Source organism: Amycolatopsis sp. NPDC049691, assembly GCF_040675005.1.
Taxonomy (GTDB): Bacteria; Actinomycetota; Actinomycetes; order Mycobacteriales; family Pseudonocardiaceae; genus Amycolatopsis.
In genome coordinates, this window is record NZ_JBFANX010000012.1 from 121,458 (window position 1) to 140,744 (window position 19,287).

Here is a 19,287-nt window from a genome sequence, read left to right on the forward strand (position 1 = left end):
GGTCCGTCACCAGCCTTCCGGGGGCTCGACGAAGGCCTTGCCGAGGTCGCGCGTCAGCGAGAGGGCGCGGCGCAGCCATTCCGGCGTCGCGCCGGCGAGGCCGCACGCGGGGGTCGGCACCGCGCGTTCGGCGAGGACGCCGCGGTTGAAGCCGAGCCGGTCCGCCAGCCGGAACGCCGGTTCCCCGACGTCCTTCAGGGACGGCGGCGACGCGGGCGCCGTCGACGGGACCGCGCCGAGGAACAAGGTCGCCCCGCCGTCCCAGACTTCGCCGATCTCGTCGAGGAACGCGGCGGAGGCGCCGTCGAGCGCGGCGAGGTCGAAGGCCAGAGCGTCCGCGCCTGCTTCGCGCAGCAGGCCGAGCGGCGGTTTCGCGGCGCAGCAGTGCAGGATCACCGGCCGGCCGGTGATCGCCTTCGCGCCTTCGATCATCGTCGAAAGCAGGTCACGCGCCTCGGGCTCCGGCACCGCGGGGACGTTCCCGTAGCCGGACGGCGTCGCCAGGCCGCCGGCCAGCACGGCGGGCAGGGACGGCTCGTCGAACTGGACGACCACGGGCGCGCCGGTCCTGGCGCGGACCTCGGCGACGTGGCCGGCGAGGCCGTCCAGCAGCGACGACGTGAAGTCCCGCAACGCCCCGCGGTCGGTGAGCACCCGGTGGCCGCGGGGCAGCTCGATCCCGGCACCGAGCGTCCACGGCCCGGCCAGCTGGATCTTGAAGACCGGCGGGGTGGCTCCGGCCTTCTCGCGCGCCTCTTGCACGGCGTCGAGGTCCCAGCGGAGCAGGTCGACGGCCCGGCGGTGCTCGTGTCCCGGCCGCGTCACCACGCGGTAGCCGCTCGGCACGACGTCGACGGCCAGGTCCACCAGCAGCGCCGCGGTCCGGCCGAGCAGGTCCGCGCCGACGCCGCGGGCGGGCAGCTCCGGCAGGTGCGGGAAGTCCGGCAGCTCGCCGAACACGATCGCCGCCGCTTCCGCGGGGTCGGTGCCCGGCATCGAGCCGATCGCCGTCGCGGCACCGCTGGGCCAAACTCGCTCGCTCACAACTCCCGATTCTGGTCGACCGCCCGCGGGCCGCGCCGACCGGGCTGCCGCGCCGAGCCGTCCCGAGGCAGACATACGCCGCATTTGCCGTTACCGGCACCGTGACGCGGCCCGCGCGGATAGGCTCACCCGCCATGACGAGTTCGCCACCGCAACCGGGCTGGTACCCCGATGCGCGGGACCCCCGTCTGCACCGCTGGTGGGACGGCCGGGCCTGGACGGCCAACACCCGACCGGCCTACCAGGCACCGCCGCCGAGCGACTCCGCGCCGATCGAGCTGGACATCGAGCGGGCGCACGACCCGGCCCGGATCCAGGACCAGGTCAACCGCGCGACGCGTGGCCGGGGCGCCGCGCGCGCGGGCGGCGGGACGCTGTTCACCGAGCCGGTCCTGGTGGTCAACCAGCGCGCCAAGCTGATCGAGATGGCCAACGAGTTCGGCGTCTTCGACCAGAACGGCAACCGGCTCGGCGGCGTCGTCGAGGTCGGGCAGAGCACGCTGAAGAAGGCGATCCGGCTGCTGACGAAGTACGACCAGTTCCTGACCCACAAGTTCGAGGTCCGGGACGCCAACCACAGCACCGTGCTCAAGGTGACGCGCCCCGCGAAGGTCTTCAAGTCACGCTTCCTCGTGACGAGAGCCGACGAGACCCCGATCGGCGAGATCGTCCAGGAAAACGTCTTCGGGAAGATCCGTTTCGGCTTCGTCGTCGACGGCCGCTCGGTGGGCGGGATCTTCGCCGAGAACTGGCGAGCCTGGAACTTCTCGATCCGCGACCACGCCGGCACCGAGGTCGCCCGGGTGACCAAGACCTGGGGTGGGTTCCTCAAAGCCGCCTTCACGACCGCCGACAACTACGTCGTCGAGATCCCCCACCCGCTTCCGGATCCGCTCGCCAGCATGGTGGTCGCGGCCGCCCTCACGATCGACACCGCCCTGAAACAGGACTCCGACTGAGCGAGTGACCGGCGTCTCAGCTTCGCCAGGTGGACAGCGGGCCCGGCACGGCTCAGGGTGAACGAAGGCCGGGACGCCGCAGTCTCGCCGGGACGGAGGTCACCGTGGAACCGTTGCCGGAAAGCAGCGACAGGAACTGGACCGAGCCCGGGATCTACGAGGTCTCGACCGGCGTCTACCGGATCCCGTTGCCCCTGCCCAACGACGCTCTGCGCGCGGTCAACGTCTACGCGGTCACCGATGGCGAGAAGCTGGTCCTGGTGGACTCCGGCTGGGCGTTGACCGTCGCGCGGCAACAACTCGCGGCCGCACTCGGCGGCATCGGCGCGGAACTCGCCGACGTCAGCGAGTTCCTCGTGACCCACGTCCACCGGGACCACTATTCGCAGGCGGTCGTCCTCCGTCGGGAATTCGGCTCCAAGATCGCCCTGGGGCAGGACGAAGAGCCGTCGCTCAAAGCTTCCGGCAACCCCGACCGGCTGCCGATGGAAGCTCAGGTCGACCTGTTGGTCCAGGCGGGCGCGGGCGACGTCGTCGAAGCCCTGGCCCGCGAGTTCGGCACGAACCGCCGGCACACGGAGGCCGATCTCTGGGAAGCGCCCGACGAGTGGCTGACACCGGGACCGCGCCCGATCCTGCCCGGCCGCGAGTTCGACGTCGTCGCCACTCCCGGGCACACGGCCGGCCACGTCGTGTTCGTCGACGACACCGCCGATCTGCTGTTTTCGGGCGACCACGTGCTGCCGCACATCACGCCGTCGATCGGCTTCCAGCCCGTGCCCGCCGAATTGCCGCTGAACGACTTCATCGACTCGTTGCGCCTGGTGCGCGCGATGCCGGACCGGCGCATGCTGCCCGCGCACGGTCCGGTGTCCGAAAGCGTGCACACGCGGGTCGACGAGCTGCTGGACCACCACCGGCAACGCCTCGAGACGATCGGTTCCCAGATCACGGCCGGCGCGAGCACGGCATACGAGGCCGCACACCGGATCGGCTGGACCCGCCGCAACCGCAAACTGTCCGAAATGGACTCGTTCAACCAGATGCTCGCCGTTCTCGAGACAGCGGCGCATCTTGATCTCCTGGTGTCCCAGGGCAAGCTGGCCGCTCGGGTCGTCGACGGTGTTCGCCACTACACGACCTGAGCGCTCTCGGCGTGAGCTTCCTGCATACTGGGTGAAATGGATGTCATCAGACGCGCCAGGGCTTCGGACGTCGAGGCGCTCGGGCGCTTGTTCGGTGCACCGGGCGAGCCGCTGGCAACCGCGCTCCGCCAGCTCATGAACACGTCGCACGTCACGCTGGTGGTAGCCGAAGACGACAACGGCGTGGTCGGCACCGCGCAACTGACGGTGCTGCGCGGGCTCATGTGGGAAGGCGCTACCCGCGGCCTGCTCGAAGGCGTCCGCGCCGCCCGGCGGGGAGTCACCAGCGCCCTGCTGACCTGGGGTATCGACGAAGCCCGACGCCTAGGTTGCAGCCGCATCCACCTCGATTCCGGCCTGGCGCGTGCCGACTTGCGAGACTTCTACGCGCGCTTCGGGTTCGAGCACAGCTATCAGGGATTCACCCGCGTCCTGTGATACTGGCGCCGTGACCGACTACAGCATCCGCCGGGCACGGCGGGACGACATCGGCGCGATCGTGCGCATGCTGGCGGACGACCAGCTCGGCGCGACCCGGGACGATCCCGGCGACCTCGAGCCCTACCTTCGGGCTTTCGAGGACATCGACGCCGACCCGAACCAGTTCCTCGTCGTCTTGACGTTCGATGACGAACCCGTCGGGACACTGCAGCTGACGGTCATTCCCGGTCTCGCCCGGCGCGGTGCGCTCCGCGGTCAGATCGAGGCCGTCCGGATTCACGCCGACCACCGAGGTTCCGGGCTCGGCGCGGATCTCGTGCGCTGGGCGATCGACGAGTCTCGGCGACGTGGCTGCGCACTCGTCCAGCTCACCTCGGACGTCGCGAGGACCGACGCGCACCGGTTCTACGAACGCCTCGGTTTCGTTCCGAGCCACACCGGCTTCAAGCTCAAGCTCTGAGCACCAAACCGTTGACCCACAACGGTGTCAGCGCGTGCCGGAGATCTTCGCACTGCCCAGGACGACGTCCCCGCCTTCGGCATCCGGCCGGTACAGCACGACGACCTGGCCTGGGGCCACGCCGCGCAGGGGTTCGCGCAGGTGCAGCGTCATCGCGTCGGCGTCCACGTCGGCCACCGCGTCGACGATGCCGCCATGGGCCCTGACCTGCACCACGCATTCGGTCGGTTCGGTCAGCGGTGCGCCACTGGGCCAGCTGGCGCGATCGGCCTCGATCACCTTGACGCCGAGCCCGGCGGCGGAACCGACCTTGACGGAACCGGAAACCGGCTCGAGGGAAAGGACGTAGCGAGGACGGCCGTCCGGCGCGGGAGCTTCGATCCCGAGGCCCTTGCGCTGACCGACGGTGAATCCGTGGACTCCGGTGTGCCGGCCGAGCACGGCGCCGGTCTCCGCGTCCACGAGCTCGCCAGGACGCTGGCCCAGCCGGTTTTCCAAGAACTTCTTGGTGTCGCCGTCCGGGATGAAGCAGATGTCGTGGCTGTCGGGCTTGTTGGCGACGGACAGACCGCGTCGCTCGGCTTCCGCCCGGACCTCGGTCTTCCACGAACCGCCCAACGGGAACATGGCGTGGCTCAGCTGCTCAGCGGTGAGGGAGGCGAGCACGTAGGACTGGTCCTTGCCGCTGTCCGCGCTGCGGCGCAATTCGGGCACACCGTCCACAACGGAAAGGCGCGCGTAGTGGCCTGTCGCGACCGCGTCGAAGCCGAGTGCCATCGCCTTCTCGAGAAGAGCTTCGAACTTGATCTTCTCGTTACAGGTGACGCACGGATTCGGCGTGCGTCCGGCGGCGTATTCGCCGACGAAGGTCTCGACGACCTCCTCGGTGAAGCGCTCCGCGAAATCCCAGATGTAGAAGGGAATTCCGAGTATGTCGGCGGCCCGCCGGGCGTCATGCGAGTCTTCGATCGTGCAGCAGCCGCGCGAGCCGGTCCGCAAGGTGCCCGGTTTGGCGGACAGCGCCAGGTGCACGCCGACGACGTCGTGCCCGGCGTCGACCGCACGCGCGGCGGCGACCGCCGAGTCCACTCCTCCGCTCATCGCGGCCAACACCCGCATTGCCTTACACCTCTTGCTTCTGGGTCTGCTTGCGCATTCCGGCCAGGCCGGCCTGGCGTGCGCGCGTGACGACTCCGCCGATCTCGGCCGCGACGGCCTCGACGTCCGCGGCAGTGGATGTGTGACCGAGGGAGAATCGGAGAGAGCCCCTCGCCGCCGCCGGATCGGCGCCCATGGCGAGCAGCACGTGGCTCGGCTGGGCGACACCCGCCGTGCAGGCGGAGCCTGTCGAGCATTCGATGCCCTTGGCGTCGAGCAGCATCAGGAGGCTGTCGCCGGCGCAACCGGGGAACGTGAAGTGAGCATGGCCCGGCAGCCGATCGCCGTCGCCACCATTGAGAATCGCGTCGGGCACCTCGGCCCGGACAACTTCGATGAGTCCGTCTCGGAGCTCTTCGACGCGCTTCGCGTATTCGACTCGGGTCGCGACACTGGCCCGGACCGCGGCCGCGAAACCGACGATCGCCGGAACGTCGAGGGTGCCGGAGCGAACGCTGCGCTCCTGGCCTCCGCCGTGCAGCAACGGCACGCAGGTGACATCGCGGCCGAGCAGCAGCGCGCCCACGCCGAACGGGCCGCCGAGCTTGTGGCCGGTCAACGTGAGTGCGGCGGCACCGCTGGCGGCGAAGTCGACCGGCACGGCGCCGACGGCCTGAACGGCGTCGGTGTGGAGCGGGATGTCGAACTCCGCGCACACCGCCGCCAGTTCGGCGATCGGGTTGATCGTGCCGACCTCGTTGTTGGCCCACATCACCGTCGCCAGCGCGACGGACTCCGGGTCCGCGGCGATGGCGGCGCGGAGGACCTCCGGCGAGACCCGGCCCTGGCTGTCGACGTCCAGCAGCGTGATCTCGGCGCCGCAGTGGGATTCGAGCCATTCGACGGTGTCCAGCACGGCGTGGTGCTCCGCGGCGCCGCACAGAATGCGGCGACGCTGCTCCCGCTCGTCGTGGCGGGCCCAGTAGATGCCCTTGAGGGCGAGGTTGTCGCTCTCGGTGCCGCCGCCGGTGAAGATCACCTCGGAGGGGCGGGCCCCCACGGCCTCGGCGATGGTTTCGCGGGCTTCCTCGACCATCCGCCGGGCGCGGCGGCCCGAAGAGTGCAGCGCGGAGGCGTTGCCCACGTTGGACAGCGCCTCGGTCATCGCCGCTACGGCTTCGGGCAACATCGGAGTGGTCGCCGCGTGGTCGAGATAGGTCATCGCTCCTTCAGGGTAGTCCGCTCCACCGCGTGACGAAGCCCACCCTGGCCCTCGAAGTGGGCTGTCACACCTTCGACGGCCAGCGTCCGGTCAGCCGGACCCCCAACAGTGCCAGCGCCACCAAGGCCACGGTGAGCAGGGCCATCGCCGGTGACGGCTCGAGGACCGAGCCGGCCACGGCGAGCAGGACGCCACCCAGGCCGATGAGCAGCGCCGACCCCACCCAGTCGGCCAGCTGCACCGCGGAGGTGTTGAACCCACGCTCGCCCTCGGGTGAGTAGCGGAGCAGGAGCACGGAGATCGCCGGCATCGCGATCCCCATGCCGGCGCCGCCGACCGCGCACGCCACGAACGCCGGCCACGCGGGGAACCAGGGCTGGGAGACCAGGCCGAAGACGACCAGACCGGCCGCGACCAGCCAGAACCCCGTGCGCAGCGATGCCTCCCGGGACCAGTTCAGGTACCGCCCTTGCGCTGCCGACGCCGCCGACCAGCCCAGCGCCGTGATGGTCAGCGGCAGGCCCGCGAGGGCCGGGCTGTAGCCGTGGACCGCGGTCATCGTCAGGGGCAGGTACGCCTCCATCCCGGCGTACGCGCCGGCGATCAGGGCGCGGGACGCGACCACGGTCGGCAGGCCGGGGCGGGACGACAGCGTCCCGGTCGGGAGCAGCGTCCGGAGGGCGTAGCCCAAGGCCACGAGACCGGCCGCGCCATAGGCGAGAGCAGGCAGCGATGGGTGCTGGGCCGCCCACGTCAACGCCGCGACACCGAGCGCCGCGATGATCGCCTGGACGACGCCCGCGCGCCGGCCGCCGGCCGACGGCGAGTGGGCCGGGAGGCGGCGGACGACGACCACCAGCATCGTCACGCCGACGACCACCAGCGGGACCAGGCCCAGGAACACCCAGCGCCAGCCGATGCCGACCGTCACCACGCCGGCCACGGAGGGCCCGATCACCGCCGGCAGGACCCAGGCCGCCGCGTTCGCCGCGTAGATCACCGGGCGTTCCCGGTCGGTGAACGTCAACGCGATCAGCAACGAGACCGACACCAGCAGCAGCCCCGAGCCGAAGCCCTGCAGCGCGCGGCCGAGGAGGAACGTCGGCATGCCGGTCGCCGTCCCCGCGACGACCAAGCCCGCCGCGAACAGCACCGGCCCCGCCAGCAACGCCGGCGCCGGGCCGCGGCGGTCGCCGATCCGGCCGGACAGCACCGTCGCGACCACGCTCGAGATCAGGAAGATCGTGAACGGCCACGAGTACAGCGACAGCCCGTGGAGGTCGGCGACCAGGGTCGGCATCGCCGTCGCGACGCCCATGTTCTCGAACGCCACCAACGTGACCACCAGCAGCAGCGCGATCGTGGTCAGGCGGTGTTCCGCGGTCCACAGCACACTGCGGCGACGGGGTGCGGAGTCGAGCGTCGAGGCCATGATCAGCAGCGTGCAACCTCCAGCCCCCTGGAGGTCAAGCCGATTTCGGGCGGTGCGGTGGGCCACCGGCTCCAGGCGCAGGAATACCACGCGAGTTCACTCGTTGGGGAGGACGTTCGAGAGTCACGAAACGAGGAGCGCAGACAACCATGCGAGCGATCACCTTCTCCACCTACGGCGGGCCGGACGTCCTGCAGCTGTCCGAGGTCCCGGTGCCGGAACCCGGCCCGGGGCAGGTGCGGCTGGCCGTCCGGGCCGCCGGGATCAACCCGATCGACTGGAAGATCCGCAACGGCTACATGCAGCAGAACTTCCAGGTCGCCTTCCCGCACACCCCCGGTCTCGAGGTGGCCGGTGTCGTCGACGCCGTCGGCGAGGGCGCGGACTTCGCCGTCGGTGACGAGGTGTTCGGCTGGTCCGAGACCGGCGCCTACGCCGAGTACGCGCTGGCGAAGACGCTCGCGCCCAAGCCCGCCGGCCTTTCGTGGGCGGACGCGGCGGCGCTGCCGGTCGCCGGCGAGACCGCGCTTCGCGTTCTCGGGCTGCTTGAGGTCCGCGAAGGCGAGACGCTGCTGGTGCTCGGCGCCAGCGGCACGGTCGGGCGCTTCGCCGCGCAGGTGGCCGTCGCGCAGGGCGCCACCGTCATCGGCACCGCCGGCAGCCGCAACCTCGACGACCTCAAGTCGCTGGGGATCATCCCGGTGCGTTACGGCGACGGCTGGGTGGAGCGGGTCCGCGAGGCCGCGCCCGGGCCGGTGGACGCCGTGTTCGACGCCGCCGGGCACGGCGTGCTGCCCGGGTCGGTCGAGCTGCGGGGCACGAAGGACCGGATCGTCACCATCGCCGACGGAGCGGCCTTCGAGCTGGGGATCCCGTTCTCGAGCGGGGGCGAGCAGTCGCGCGAGGTCCTCACCGGGATCGCCGGCTGGGTGACCGACCGCGGGGTCCGGATCGCGCAGGGCAGGAGCTACCCGCTCGAGGACGCGGCGGCCGCGCAGATCGAGAGCGAGGACGGCCACCCCGGCGGCAAGCTCACGCTCGCGATCGGCTGAACGCGAACGGGCCTGTCGCCGGATCGCGGCGACAGGCCCGCATCACTTCGCGGGAGGCGAAGCCAGTGGGACCCGCTGGGCAGCGCTTCGGCGCCGCTGCTGGGCCGGGATCTTGACCGTCCCCAGCGCCGAGTGCACGGCCGCCTCGGCGAGCGCGGCCAGTTCGCGGCGGTTCTCCGCGCGGCCCGGCGCGATCTCCGGGCAGATGTGGACCTCGAGCACCAGCCCGCGCAGCGCCGCGACCCGGCGCAGGGACGCGATCAGCGACTCCGGGCCGATGAACGCGGGACGGCTCGTTTCGCGGCCGTCGGCCAGGCGGTACCGCAGCGCGATCGGGCGGACCGGGACGCCGCCGTCGATGGCCGCCTGGAACGTCGCCGTCGTGAACCGGCCGGACGCCAGGCCGCACCACGTCGTGCCCTCCGGGGTCACGCTCACCAGCGAGCCCGTCCGGAGCGCGTCCGCGAGCGACGCCATCGTGGCCGGCAGCGTCGTCAGCCGCTCGCGGTCGAGGAAGATGCTGCCGCCGCGGCGGACCAGGCCGCCCAGCACCGGCCAGCCCGCGATCTCCTTCTTGGCCAGCGCGCGCATCGGCCGCAGCGCGTTGATCGCGACGATGTCCAGCCACGAGATGTGGTTGTTGACCACCAGCGCGCCACGGCCGGCGGGCGCGGTCAGGAAGTCGGCGCCGCCCCGGATGTCCAGGCTGACGCCGAACGCCCGCAGCATGCCGCGGAAGATCAGCCGGACCCGCCCCTCACGACCCCACGACACCAGCAGCAACGGCGCCGAAAGCAGCGCCGCGAGAACGACGAGGATCGCCGCGGTGACGCGCACGACCCGTCGCGGAAAAGCGACCACGGGGTCGGCGTCGGTCAGGCAGCCGTCGCCGCACGGCGACGTCGGCATCCACGCGTGGCTCATCCCTGGACCCCGAGGAAGAACTTGAGGTAGCGCTCGTCGACGTTGTGCAGGTCCAGCACGACGAAGAAGTCCGCGACGCCGAAGTCGGCGTCGAGCGCGGGCGGGCCGTAGGCCTTGGCGCCGAGCCGGACGTAGCCCTTGATCAGCGGCGGCAGGATCGAGCGGTCAGGACGTTCGATCCCCGACGCGTCCCACGGGATCAGCGGCGAGACGCGGGTGGCCTCGTCCGAGTAGTGCTTGGTGCGCAGGACGTCCCAGACGCCGGCGGCGAAGGACCCGCCGTCGACCAGCGGGACCGACGCGCAGCCGGCGAGGTAGCGGTGGCCGGACAGCAGCATGTAGCGGGCGATCCCGGCCCAGACCAGGCTGACGACGGCGCCGCTGCGGTGGTCCGGGTGCACGCACGACCGGCCGGTTTCGACCAGGGACGGCCGAAGCGCGTCGAGGGCGCTCAGGTCGAACTCGCTGTCGGCGTAGAGCTTCCCCGCCTGGACGGCGCGGTCGGGCGGCAGCATCCGGTACGTGCCGACGATTTCGCCCGTGTTGTCGTCGCGGACCACGAGGTGGTCGCAGAACTCGTCGAACTCGTCGACGTCGAGTCCGGCGACCGGCGAGTGCAGCCGCGCGCCCATCTCCTCGGCGAAAACCCGGTGGCGCAGCTTTTGCGCGGCGACCACTTCTTCGTTCGCGTGGGCGACGAGAAGGGAGTACCGGGGCGCGTCCGCGGGGAGGCCGGCACCCGCCTGATCAGTGCTGACGAGGAGCTGTGACGTCGTCATGGTCAAGGTGTACCTGCGCGTTGGCAGCCGCGGAGAGTGCCATCCGATGACCGATTAGTGCATGTTCGGTGAATGGCGGGTTCCGTGTCCCGAAAACGCGCGAAGGGCCTTCCGGGAAGTCCCGGAAGGCCCTTCGGAGGAGGCAATCAGCCCTTGCGCTTCTCGACCGCTTCGGTCAGCTGCGGCGCGACGTTGAACAGGTCGCCGACGATGCCGAAGTCGGCGATCTCGAAGATCGGCGCCTCCGGGTCCTTGTTGACGGCGATGATCGTCTTCGACGTCTGCATGCCGGCGCGGTGCTGGATCGCGCCGGAGATGCCGAGCGCGATGTACAGCTGCGGCGACACGGTCTTGCCGGTCTGGCCCACCTGGAACTGCGCCGGGTAGTAGCCGGAGTCGACCGCGGCACGCGACGCGCCGACGGCCGCGCCGAGCGAGTCGGCCAGCTTCTCGACGACGTCGAACTTCTCCGCCGAGCCGACACCGCGGCCACCGGAGACCACGATCGAGGCCTCGGTCAGCTCCGGACGGTCACCGCCGGTCACCGGCTCGACGCCGGTGATGCGGGTGGCCTTCGCCGCGTCGACGGCGGGGATCTCGACGGTCTCCTCGGCCGCCGCGCCCTCGGCCGGCTCGGCCTCGACCGCGCCCGGGCGGATGGAGACGACCGGCGCGCCCTTCGTGGACTTGGACTTGACCGAGAACGCGCCACCGAAGATGGACTGGTCGATGACGCCGTCGCCGTTGACGCCCACGGCGTCGTAGATCAGGCCGGAGCCCAGGCGCACGGCCAGACGGGCGGCGACCTCCTTGCCCTCACCGCTGGCGGTGACGAGCACGGCCGCCGGGGACGCCTGCTGCGCGAGCGCGGCGAGCACGTCCACCTTGGGCGTGACCAGGTAGTTCGCGGCGTCGTCGCCTTCTGCGACGTACACCTTGGCGGCGCCGTGCGACGCCAGCGCCTGCTTCGCCTTCGCGGCGGTCCCGGTCGGGCCGACGACGACGGCCGACGGCTCACCGAGCGCGCGGGCGGCGGTCAGCAGCTCGAGCGTGACCTTCTTGACCTCACCGTCGACGTGGTCGACGAGGACGAGTACTTCAGCCATGGTTCTACTTCCTCCTCGAAGAGCCGTTGTCAGATGAGCTTCTGGCCGACCAGGTACTCGGCGACCTTGGTGCCGCCGTCGCCCTCGTCTTCGACCTTCTCGCCGGCGGTGCGCGGCGGCTTCGGCGCGGATTCGGTCACGGTGGACCAGGCGTTGCCGAGGCCGACCTCGCCCGCGTCGATGCCCAGGTCGGCGATGGTGAACGTCTCGACCGGCTTCTTCTTCGCGGCCATGATGCCCTTGAAGGACGGGTAGCGCGGCTCGTTGATCTTCTCGCCGACGCTGACCACCGCGGGCAGGTTCGCCTCGAGGCGGGTCAGGCCGTCCTCGGTCTCGCGGACGGCCTTGATGGTCGTGCCCTCGACGGTGACCTCTCGGGCGTAGGTGACCTGCGGCAGGCCGAGCAGCTCGGCGAGGATCGCGGGGACGGCGCCACCGCGGCCGTCCGAGGACTCGTTGCCGGCGATGATCAGGTCGTAGCCTTCGACCTTGCCGATCGCGGCGGCGAGCACCTTGGCGGTGGCGATCGCGTCGGAGCCGTGCAGCGCCTCGTCCGAGACGTGGATGGCCTTGTCGGCGCCCATGGACAGCGCCTTGCGGATGGCGTCGGTCGCGCGGTCCGGGCCCACCGAGATCACGGTGACCTCGCCCTCGCCGGCTTCCTTGATCTTCAGCGCCTCTTCGACGGCCTTCTCGTTGATCTCGTCGAGCACGGCGTCGGCGGATTCGCGGTCAAGGGTGTGGTCGGACCCGTTGAGCTTCCGCTCCGAGTAGGTGTCCGGTACCTGCTTGACCAGGACGACGATGTTGGTCATGGGTCTGCTTCGACCTCCCGGTTCGTGGCCCGCGGTCGACCACGGGACAGTGCTCTACTGGCCGGTAGATTAGGGCTGATCGGCGCGCAGCACCCGCCGAGGTGACGCCTTTCACCTGGATGCGCAATCTAATGGGACCATCGTCCCGGTAGTCGACCGGTTACCCCACCTGAACAGCCGTTCGTCCGATCGGACCAACCACGGCCTACTCGCAGTGGGTGTCAGGCATTAACCTCCCCCACCATGCCCGCGCGCATCGCCGTCATCACCGACTCGAGCTCCTGCCTGCCCGACCTCGTCGCCTCCCGCTGGGCCATCGGAGTCGTCCAGATCCAGCTGAACCTGGGTGGTCACTTCGACGACGAAAACCGCTTCGACCGCGGCGAGGTGATCGACGCGCTCAGAGCCGGGCAGGTGCTCACCACTTCGCCCCCGGATCCGGGGGCGTTCTTCTGGACCTACCAGGAAGCGGCCGCGTCCGGCGCGACCGCCATCGTCAGCATCCACATCTCCGGCCGCATGTCCGACACCGTCCGCGCGGCCCGGGAGGCCGCCCAGCAGGTCCGCATCCCGGTGCACGTCCTGGACAGCCGCACCACCGGGATGAGCCTCGGCTTCGCCGCGGTGGCCGCGGCCCGGGCGGCCGCGGCGGGCGCCGACGCCGCCCGCGTCATCGAAGCCGCCGAGCGCCGCTGCTTCACCAGCACCGAGTTCATCTACGTCGACACGCTGGAGTACCTCCGCCGGGGCGGCCGGATCGGCGCCGCGCAGGCGATGCTCGGCACGGCGTTTTCGATCAAGCCGCTGCTCACGGTCAAGGACGGCGAGGTCGCGCCGCTGGCCCGCGTCCCCGGCACGCGGCGGGCGCTGGCCAAGATGGTCGACCTCGCGGTCAAGAAGTCCGGCGGTTTCCGCGCCGACATCGCCGTGACCCGGTTCGGCGCGAGCGACCACGAGCTCGAAATCGGCAGGCAGATCGAACGCCGGGTGCCGGCGATGGCCGAGAGCATGGTCGTCGAGGCGAGCACGGTCATCGGCGCCCACCTCGGCCCCGGCGCGCTCGGCATCACGGTGTCGCCGGTGTACTGACCCGGCGCCCCGGAATCGCCAGGACCACGAGCGGGACGACGACGCCGAGCGCGGTCGTCGCGACGATCAGCACCTGGTCGATCCGCTCGAAGTGCGAGACGTGGCCCAAGTGGTAGAGGAAGTGCGGCAGGCCGAACAGCAGCCCCGCCACGCCGGCGAGCCGCGCCACGGCTGTGGTGCCGATCACGGCGGCTCCGGCCAGCAGCGCGGCGAGCGTCAGGTTGAGGCCGCCGAAGTCGCGCAGGAGGTGCTCGTTGAAGGGGCCGTCCATCGCGACCCAGCCGGTGCGGAACCCGGGAAAGTCCTGGTAGAAGCCGGTGGGTGAGACCAGTGGCCAGGTTCCGACGACGGCCTCGACGAGGCCGAACAAGACGAGCAGTACGCGGGTGGTTGTCCGTTGCATGACCACGGAACGAGACGGCCGGGCCGGACGTGACACCCGCTAGGGTCGCGGAGGTGACCACCCCAGCCACCCGGGCCGAGGCGCTGCACCTGACCGGCGAACGGACCGTCCCCGGCATCGCCGAGGAGAACTACTGGTTCCGCCGCCACGAAGCCGCGTACCTCGCCCTGCTCCCCCACTGCGCGGACGCGACGGTGCTCGAAGCCGGCTGCGGCGAGGGCTACGGCGCGAGCCTCCTCGCGACGACGGCCCGCCGGGTGCTCGCCCTGGATTACGACGTGCCGACCACCGAGCACGTCGCCCGCCGCTACCCCGAGGTCGCCGTCGCGCGGGCGAACCTGGCGTTCCTGCCGGTGCGCGACGCCGTGGTCGACGTCGTGGCCAATTTCCAGGTCATCGAGCACCTGTGGGACCAGGCCGGGTTCCTCGCCGAGTGCCGCCGGGTGTTGTCACCGGGCGGCAAACTGCTGGTCACGACCCCCAACCGGCTCACTTTCACCCCGGACAGCGACACGCCGCTGAACCCGTTCCACACTCGTGAGCTGGCGCCGGACGAACTGGCCGGGCTGCTCACCGACGCCGGGTTCGCCGTCGAATCGCTGCACGGCCTGCACCACGGCGACGCCGTGCGCGCGCTCGACGAAAGGTACGGCGGCTCGATCATCGACGCCCAGCTCGACGTGGTCATGGGCTCGCTGCCCGGCCAGGCCGTGTGGCCGCCCGCGCTGCTCGCCGACGTCGCCGCGATCGAGGCCACCGGGTTCGCCGTCCACGGCGACGACCTCGACACGAGCCTCGACCTGGTCGCCGTGGCGGTGCGCCGATGAACGAAGGCACGTTCTGCCTGGTTCTGCACAGCCACCTGCCGTGGCTGCCGCACCACGGGAGCTGGCCGGTCGGCGAGGAATGGCTCTACCAGGCGTGGGCGCATTCGTACCTGCCGATGGTCGACCTCCTCGAGCGCTTCGCCGCCGAAGGCCGCCAGGACGTGCTGACGCTGGGCGTGACTCCGGTACTCGCCGCCCAGCTCGACGACCCCTACAGCATCCGCGCGTTCCACGACTGGCTCGGCCACTGGCAGCTGCGCGCCCAGCACGCGTCGACGCTGTGGCGCGGCGACCCGACCCTGCGCGAGCTGGCCGCGGCCGAGCACCGGACCGCGGTCCGCGCGGCCGAGGAGCTGGGGTCGCGCTGGCGGCACGGCTTCTCGCCGATCCTTCGTTCGCTGGTCGACAACGCGACGATCGAGCTGCTCGGCGGGCCGCTGGCCCACCCGTTCCAGCCGCTGCTGGACCCGCGGGTGCGCGAGTTCGCGCTGACCGCGGGCCTCGCCGACACGGCGCTGCGGCTCGGGTCGCGTCCCGAAGGGATCTGGGCGCCGGAGTGCGGCTACGCGCCCGGTATGGAAAACGACTACGCGGCCGCGGGCGTGCGGCGGTTCATGGTCGACGGGCCGTCGCTGCGCGGCGAGACGTGGGCGGCGCGGCCGGTCGGCGGCAGCGACGTGGTCGCTTTCGGACGAGACCTCGAGGTCACCTACCGCGTCTGGTCGCCGAAGGCCGGCTACCCCGGCCACGCGGCCTACCGCGACTTCCACACCTGGGCGCACGAGGTCGGGCTCAAGGCGTCGCGCGTCACCGGCAAGACGGTCGAGCCGGTGGACAAGGCGCCGTACGACCCGTCGCTCGCCGCGGACGTCCTGGGCCTGCACGTCAAGGACTTCGTCGACACCGTGGTCACGCGGCTGCGTTCGCTGAAGGCGCAACACGGCCGGGAGGCGCTCGTGGTCGCCGCGTACGACACGGAACTGTTCGGCCACTGGTGGCACGAGGGCCCGGCGTGGCTCGAAGGCGTGCTGCGCGCGCTGCCGGAGGCGGGCGTCCGCGTGACCACGCTCAAGGGCGCGCTCGACGCCGGGCTCGTCGGCGAGCCGATCGACCTGCCGGCGTCGTCGTGGGGGTCGGGCAAGGACTGGCGCGTCTGGGACGGCGAGCAGGTCAAGGACATGGTGGACGCCAACACGGCGCTGCAGCGGCGGCTGCTCGACCTCGTTGCCACGTTGCCGGCCACGGCCCGCGACACCGTCGCCGACCAGGCCGTGGCCGAGGCGATGCTGGCCTTGGAGAGCGACTGGGCGTTCATGGTCACCAAGGACTCGGCCGCGGACTACGCGCGTCGTCGCGCGGCGGTCCACACCGAGCGCTTCGACGCGTTGGCCGATTCGCTGCGACGCGGCGACCGCGCGCGGGCCGAGCGGCTGGCCGCGGCCTACCGCGCCGACGACGGACCGTTCGGGCACCTCGACGCCCGGGCGCTGAAGCACGACTGAAGGGACCTTCATGGGGATCCACGAAATTCCGGTCAAGACCCTCGACGGGCAGGACAGCTCGCTGGGCTCGCTCGCCGGCAAGGCACTGCTCGTGGTCAACGTCGCGTCGAAGTGCGGCCTGACCCCGCAGTACTCCGGCCTCGAACGGCTCCAGGAGCGCTTCGGCGGCCAGGGCTTCTCCGTGGTCGGTTTTCCGTGCAACCAGTTCGCGGGGCAGGAGCCGGGCAGCGCGGAGGAGATCCAGACGTTCTGCTCGACGACCTACGGCGTCACGTTCCCGCTGTTCGAGAAGATCGACGTCAACGGCGAGGGCCGGCACCCGCTGTACGCGGAACTGACCAAGGCGGCCGACGCCGACGGCGAGACCGGCGACGTCCAGTGGAACTTCGAGAAGTTCCTCGTCGGTGCCGACGGCGAGGTCCTGGCGCGGTTCCGGCCGCGGACCGAGCCCGAGGACGAGCGGGTCGTCAAGGCCATCGAAGCCGCTCTCCCGGCGTGAGCCGGCCGCGCCGGGCTTTCGGGCCCGGCGCGGCGCCGTTCACAGGCCGAGCTGCTCGCGGCCGACGGCGGTGAGGTCCTCGACCGTGGCCCGGCCGGTCCAGTTCACTTCGTAGTCTTCGGGCGCGAAGTCGCCCGGGCTCGCACCGGTCAGGAACGCGCGGCCGCACTTCTCGGCGTAGGCCGCGTTCTTCGGGCAGTGCGGGCTCGCCGGGATGTACATGACGTTGCCCCAGCGGTCCGGGTTGGTGCCGTCGGCGACCGCGTGGATGACGTCGCCGTGCCACCAGACCGTGTCGCCCGGCTCGATGTCGGGGATCGAGGTCAGCGCCGGCAGCAGGTCGTCGTGGTACTTGTCGTTCACCGGCAACGCCTGGCCGTTGGCCGCGCCGCAGAGGTCGTCGTCCGGGATGTCGTCCTGTAGCGCGCGAAGCAGCACGTACGCCATCGCCGACGGGATCGGCACGACGTGCAGCACGCCGTCGCCCTGGCGCATTTCCGACAACGCCGTCCAGCCCTGGAAGGTGCGGAAGGCCGAGCACATGACCGTCGACGGGTATTCGTCCACTTCGGTGCGGTAGGCGCCGTCCCACGGGTCGTACTGGTCCCAGTTTCCGGCGAAGACGTGGCGGAACACCCGCTGGTAGGCGGGCAGCAGCCAGCGTTCGACCGAGCCGGAGTCGGTGTGTGCGGACAGGCCGAGCGACGCCGAGCCGGGCGGGCGGCGCCGGATCCGGTCGGGGTAGGCCGTGTCGCGATCGGGGTCGAACCAGACGCGGCCCTCGGACTCGTGCCGCCAGAAGGAGTTGAGGAACCGCCGGACGGCGACCATGTGCTCGTGCTGGCGGGCCTGGATCTGGGGCTTCGACCAGTAGACGGGGTAGATCTGCGGCTGGCTCGACGCGAGCCCGGCGAAGACGTCGTCGGCCGGGCCCTGGTAGGTGCCGGCGAAGTCGTTGCGGTCGAGGTAGGCGGCCAGTTCCGCGTCCCAGGTCTCGGCCGTTTCGCGCGCGAAGGTGCCTTTGACGACCGCGCAGCCGCGGCGCCGGACGGCGTCGAGCGTGCGCTGCGGCACGGCACCGTCGGCGATGTCCCGATAACGGACGACGGGGAAGGCATCGGGGTCGGCGGCGACGGCGTCGACCTCGCGCCGCATCCGGTCGCGGACCCCGGCGAACGCGCCGGCGACGTCGCCGATCCGGGCGCGCAGCTCGTGCTTGGTCCGCGAGACGGCCTCGGACATGTTCGCGGGCAGCTCTGTGGTCGTCATCGGTGTCCCTCGCGATCTTTTGGTTAGGACTCCTTACTAGAATGTCCCGGCTACGGTAACCCCTGTCCGTCTCCCGCCACAAGAGGTGCGATGTCCGACCCCGACCGGCCGCTTCCGCGCCTGGCGATGCTGCGGGCCATGACCGACCGCGCGGTGCTCGACCACGTTTTCGTCCACGGGCGGACCACGCGCGCGGAGCTCGCCGCGACCACCGGCATCTCGAAGCCGACGATCTCCGAGTCGGTCCGCCGCCTGGAGACGGCGGGCGCACTGCGGGCCACCGGCACCGACCAGACCGGTCGCCGTGGTCGCATCGCGACCTTTTACGAGCTGGCCGCCGACGCCGGCCGCGTCGTCGCCGCGGAGGTCAACCAGCGGGGCATCCGCACGGTGACGACCGACCTGACCGGGACGGTCCTGGCCACCGGCGGCCACGCCCCCGACGACCGGCCGATGACCGCCGCGGTCCGGGACGCCGTCGCCGCGGCGGCCGGAGCCGGGCCGGGGCCGGTGCGGGCGACCGCGATCTCGGTGGCCAACCCGGTCGACCCGGTCACGCACGAGGTCGTCGAGCTGCCGGGGTCGCCGTTTCCCGAAGGAAGGCTCCGAGCCGGGGAAATCGGGCGTGACGTTCTGCTGGACAACGACGTCAACTTCTCCGCGCTCGCCGAACGGCGCGAGGGCGCCGCGCGGGAGGCGAAGAGCTTCGCCTACGTCTACGTCGGCGCCGGGCTCGGCGTCAGTCTTTACGTCGGCGACCAGCTCGTGCGGGGCGCGCACGGACTGGCGGGCGAGATCGGGTACCTCGACAGTTCGGGGACGACGCTCGCCTCCGCTCTCGCCGACCAGGGTTTCGGCAGACCGGACGCGCCTTCGCTGGACGTCGACGCGATTCTGACCACGCTCGACGAGGCCGACGGCGACGCCGTGGCCGCCGAACGGCTGCGGCTGCTCGGCGCGACGCTCGGGCGGGCCGTCGCCGCGATCTGCACGATCGTCGATCCGGACGTGGTGCTGCTGGGCGGGCCGGCCGGGAGCCGTCCGGGCCTGGTGGCCGAAATCCGGCGAACGGTCCGGGCGGCGGCGCCCGGGCCGGTCCGGGTGGCGGCCGGCGCGGTGACGGACTCGGCCCTGCGCGGTGCGCTGTTGTCGGCTCTCGACCACGGACGGGACGGCCTGGTCAGAGCCGTTGCCGAAAGCTGACCAGGCTGCGGGCCGCAG

The 19,287-nt window shown here is 71.4% G+C and carries 20 protein-coding genes; 10 read left to right on the forward strand and 10 right to left on the reverse strand.

The genetic code is table 11. The features are described 5' to 3' along the window. Positions 1-6 precede the first annotated feature (6 nt). The gene (locus AB0J40_RS26540; RefSeq protein WP_364457514.1) at positions 7-1,044 is read right to left on the reverse strand and encodes a methionine synthase; all 1,038 of its coding nucleotides are present in this window, start codon (positions 1,042-1,044) and stop codon (positions 7-9) included. Between the two features lie 134 nt (positions 1,045-1,178). On the opposite strand from AB0J40_RS26540, the gene AB0J40_RS26545 reads away from it, so the two are divergent. The 4 genes from AB0J40_RS26545 to AB0J40_RS26560 all read left to right on the forward strand — a co-directional run bounded on the left by AB0J40_RS26545 (position 1,179) and on the right by AB0J40_RS26560 (position 4,049). Further along, positions 1,179-2,003, forward strand: coding sequence for a phospholipid scramblase-related protein (locus AB0J40_RS26545; protein ID WP_364457516.1), 825 nt, complete (start codon positions 1,179-1,181; stop codon positions 2,001-2,003). Between the two features lie 104 nt (positions 2,004-2,107). Beyond that, complete coding sequence (locus AB0J40_RS26550; protein ID WP_364457518.1) at positions 2,108-3,148, forward strand: MBL fold metallo-hydrolase; 1,041 nt, start codon at positions 2,108-2,110, stop codon at positions 3,146-3,148. A 36-nt stretch (positions 3,149-3,184) separates the two neighbouring features. Next, positions 3,185-3,586, forward strand: coding sequence for a GNAT family N-acetyltransferase (locus AB0J40_RS26555; RefSeq protein ID WP_364457520.1), 402 nt, complete (start codon positions 3,185-3,187; stop codon positions 3,584-3,586). A 10-nt stretch (positions 3,587-3,596) separates the two neighbouring features. Next, positions 3,597-4,049: a GNAT family N-acetyltransferase gene (locus AB0J40_RS26560; protein ID WP_364457522.1), complete on the forward strand. Its 453-nt coding sequence runs from the start codon at positions 3,597-3,599 to the stop codon at positions 4,047-4,049. Positions 4,050-4,076: 27 nt separating this feature from the next. Here the strand turns inward: AB0J40_RS26560 and mnmA are convergent, their stop codons facing one another. The 3 genes from mnmA to AB0J40_RS26575 form a co-directional block, all read right to left on the reverse strand. Then, a complete protein-coding gene (mnmA, locus tag AB0J40_RS26565; RefSeq protein ID WP_364457524.1) occupies positions 4,077-5,168 on the reverse strand; it encodes a tRNA 2-thiouridine(34) synthase MnmA in 1,092 nt (363 codons plus the stop codon). Positions 5,169-5,172: 4 nt separating this feature from the next. Then, a complete protein-coding gene (locus AB0J40_RS26570; protein ID WP_364457526.1) occupies positions 5,173-6,369 on the reverse strand; it encodes a cysteine desulfurase family protein in 1,197 nt (398 codons plus the stop codon). A 64-nt stretch (positions 6,370-6,433) separates the two neighbouring features. After that, on the reverse strand, positions 6,434-7,801 hold the full coding sequence (locus tag AB0J40_RS26575; RefSeq protein WP_364457528.1) for an MFS transporter: 1,368 nt from the start codon (positions 7,799-7,801) through the stop codon (positions 6,434-6,436). Positions 7,802-7,950: 149 nt separating this feature from the next. On the opposite strand from AB0J40_RS26575, the gene AB0J40_RS26580 reads away from it, so the two are divergent. Then, positions 7,951-8,853 (forward strand): NADP-dependent oxidoreductase, encoded by a 903-nt coding sequence (locus AB0J40_RS26580; RefSeq protein ID WP_364457530.1) that lies wholly within the window; start codon positions 7,951-7,953, stop codon positions 8,851-8,853. Between the two features lie 42 nt (positions 8,854-8,895). Here AB0J40_RS26580 and AB0J40_RS26585 read toward each other — a convergent pair whose 3' ends face one another. From AB0J40_RS26585 to AB0J40_RS26600, 4 genes are all read right to left on the reverse strand, one after another. Then, positions 8,896-9,777 (reverse strand): lysophospholipid acyltransferase family protein, encoded by an 882-nt coding sequence (locus tag AB0J40_RS26585; protein WP_364457532.1) that lies wholly within the window; start codon positions 9,775-9,777, stop codon positions 8,896-8,898. Continuing rightward, positions 9,774-10,556 carry a GNAT family N-acyltransferase gene (locus tag AB0J40_RS26590; protein WP_364457533.1) on the reverse strand — a complete coding sequence of 261 codons (783 nt, stop codon included), beginning with the start codon at positions 10,554-10,556 and terminating at the stop codon, positions 9,774-9,776. Before AB0J40_RS26590 ends, AB0J40_RS26585 begins: the two co-directional genes overlap by 4 nt. A 146-nt stretch (positions 10,557-10,702) precedes the next feature. After that, complete coding sequence (locus AB0J40_RS26595) at positions 10,703-11,662, reverse strand: electron transfer flavoprotein subunit alpha/FixB family protein (RefSeq protein WP_364457535.1); 960 nt, start codon at positions 11,660-11,662, stop codon at positions 10,703-10,705. Between the two features lie 29 nt (positions 11,663-11,691). Then, complete coding sequence (locus AB0J40_RS26600) at positions 11,692-12,477, reverse strand: electron transfer flavoprotein subunit beta/FixA family protein (protein WP_364457537.1); 786 nt, start codon at positions 12,475-12,477, stop codon at positions 11,692-11,694. A gap of 243 nt (positions 12,478-12,720) precedes the next feature. Between AB0J40_RS26600 and AB0J40_RS26605 the strand changes: the two genes are divergently transcribed. Continuing rightward, positions 12,721-13,566, forward strand: coding sequence for a DegV family protein (locus AB0J40_RS26605; RefSeq protein WP_364457539.1), 846 nt, complete (start codon positions 12,721-12,723; stop codon positions 13,564-13,566). On the opposite strand, the gene AB0J40_RS26610 is transcribed toward AB0J40_RS26605, so the two are convergent. Then, positions 13,544-13,969 (reverse strand): hypothetical protein, encoded by a 426-nt coding sequence (locus AB0J40_RS26610; RefSeq protein ID WP_364457541.1) that lies wholly within the window; start codon positions 13,967-13,969, stop codon positions 13,544-13,546. The genes AB0J40_RS26605 and AB0J40_RS26610 overlap by 23 nt on opposite strands. A 53-nt stretch (positions 13,970-14,022) precedes the next feature. Between AB0J40_RS26610 and AB0J40_RS26615 the strand changes: the two genes are divergently transcribed. The 3 genes from AB0J40_RS26615 to AB0J40_RS26625 are packed head-to-tail and all read left to right on the forward strand — an operon-like array spanning position 14,023 to position 16,797. Beyond that, complete coding sequence (locus AB0J40_RS26615) at positions 14,023-14,796, forward strand: methyltransferase domain-containing protein (RefSeq protein WP_364457543.1); 774 nt, start codon at positions 14,023-14,025, stop codon at positions 14,794-14,796. Continuing rightward, positions 14,793-16,298: a glycoside hydrolase family 57 protein gene (locus AB0J40_RS26620; RefSeq protein WP_364457545.1), complete on the forward strand. Its 1,506-nt coding sequence runs from the start codon at positions 14,793-14,795 to the stop codon at positions 16,296-16,298. The genes AB0J40_RS26615 and AB0J40_RS26620 overlap by 4 nt, the downstream gene beginning before the upstream one ends. 10 nt (positions 16,299-16,308) lie before the next feature. After that, positions 16,309-16,797 (forward strand): glutathione peroxidase, encoded by a 489-nt coding sequence (locus tag AB0J40_RS26625; protein WP_364457547.1) that lies wholly within the window; start codon positions 16,309-16,311, stop codon positions 16,795-16,797. A 39-nt stretch (positions 16,798-16,836) separates the two neighbouring features. Here the strand turns inward: AB0J40_RS26625 and AB0J40_RS26630 are convergent, their stop codons facing one another. Beyond that, complete coding sequence (locus AB0J40_RS26630; protein ID WP_364457549.1) at positions 16,837-18,066, reverse strand: YbiU family protein; 1,230 nt, start codon at positions 18,064-18,066, stop codon at positions 16,837-16,839. A gap of 90 nt (positions 18,067-18,156) precedes the next feature. Between AB0J40_RS26630 and AB0J40_RS26635 the strand changes: the two genes are divergently transcribed. Next, entirely contained in the window at positions 18,157-19,269 is a 1,113-nt protein-coding gene (locus AB0J40_RS26635) for an ROK family transcriptional regulator (protein WP_364457551.1), read from the forward strand. The last annotated feature ends 18 nt before the right edge of the window (positions 19,270-19,287 follow it).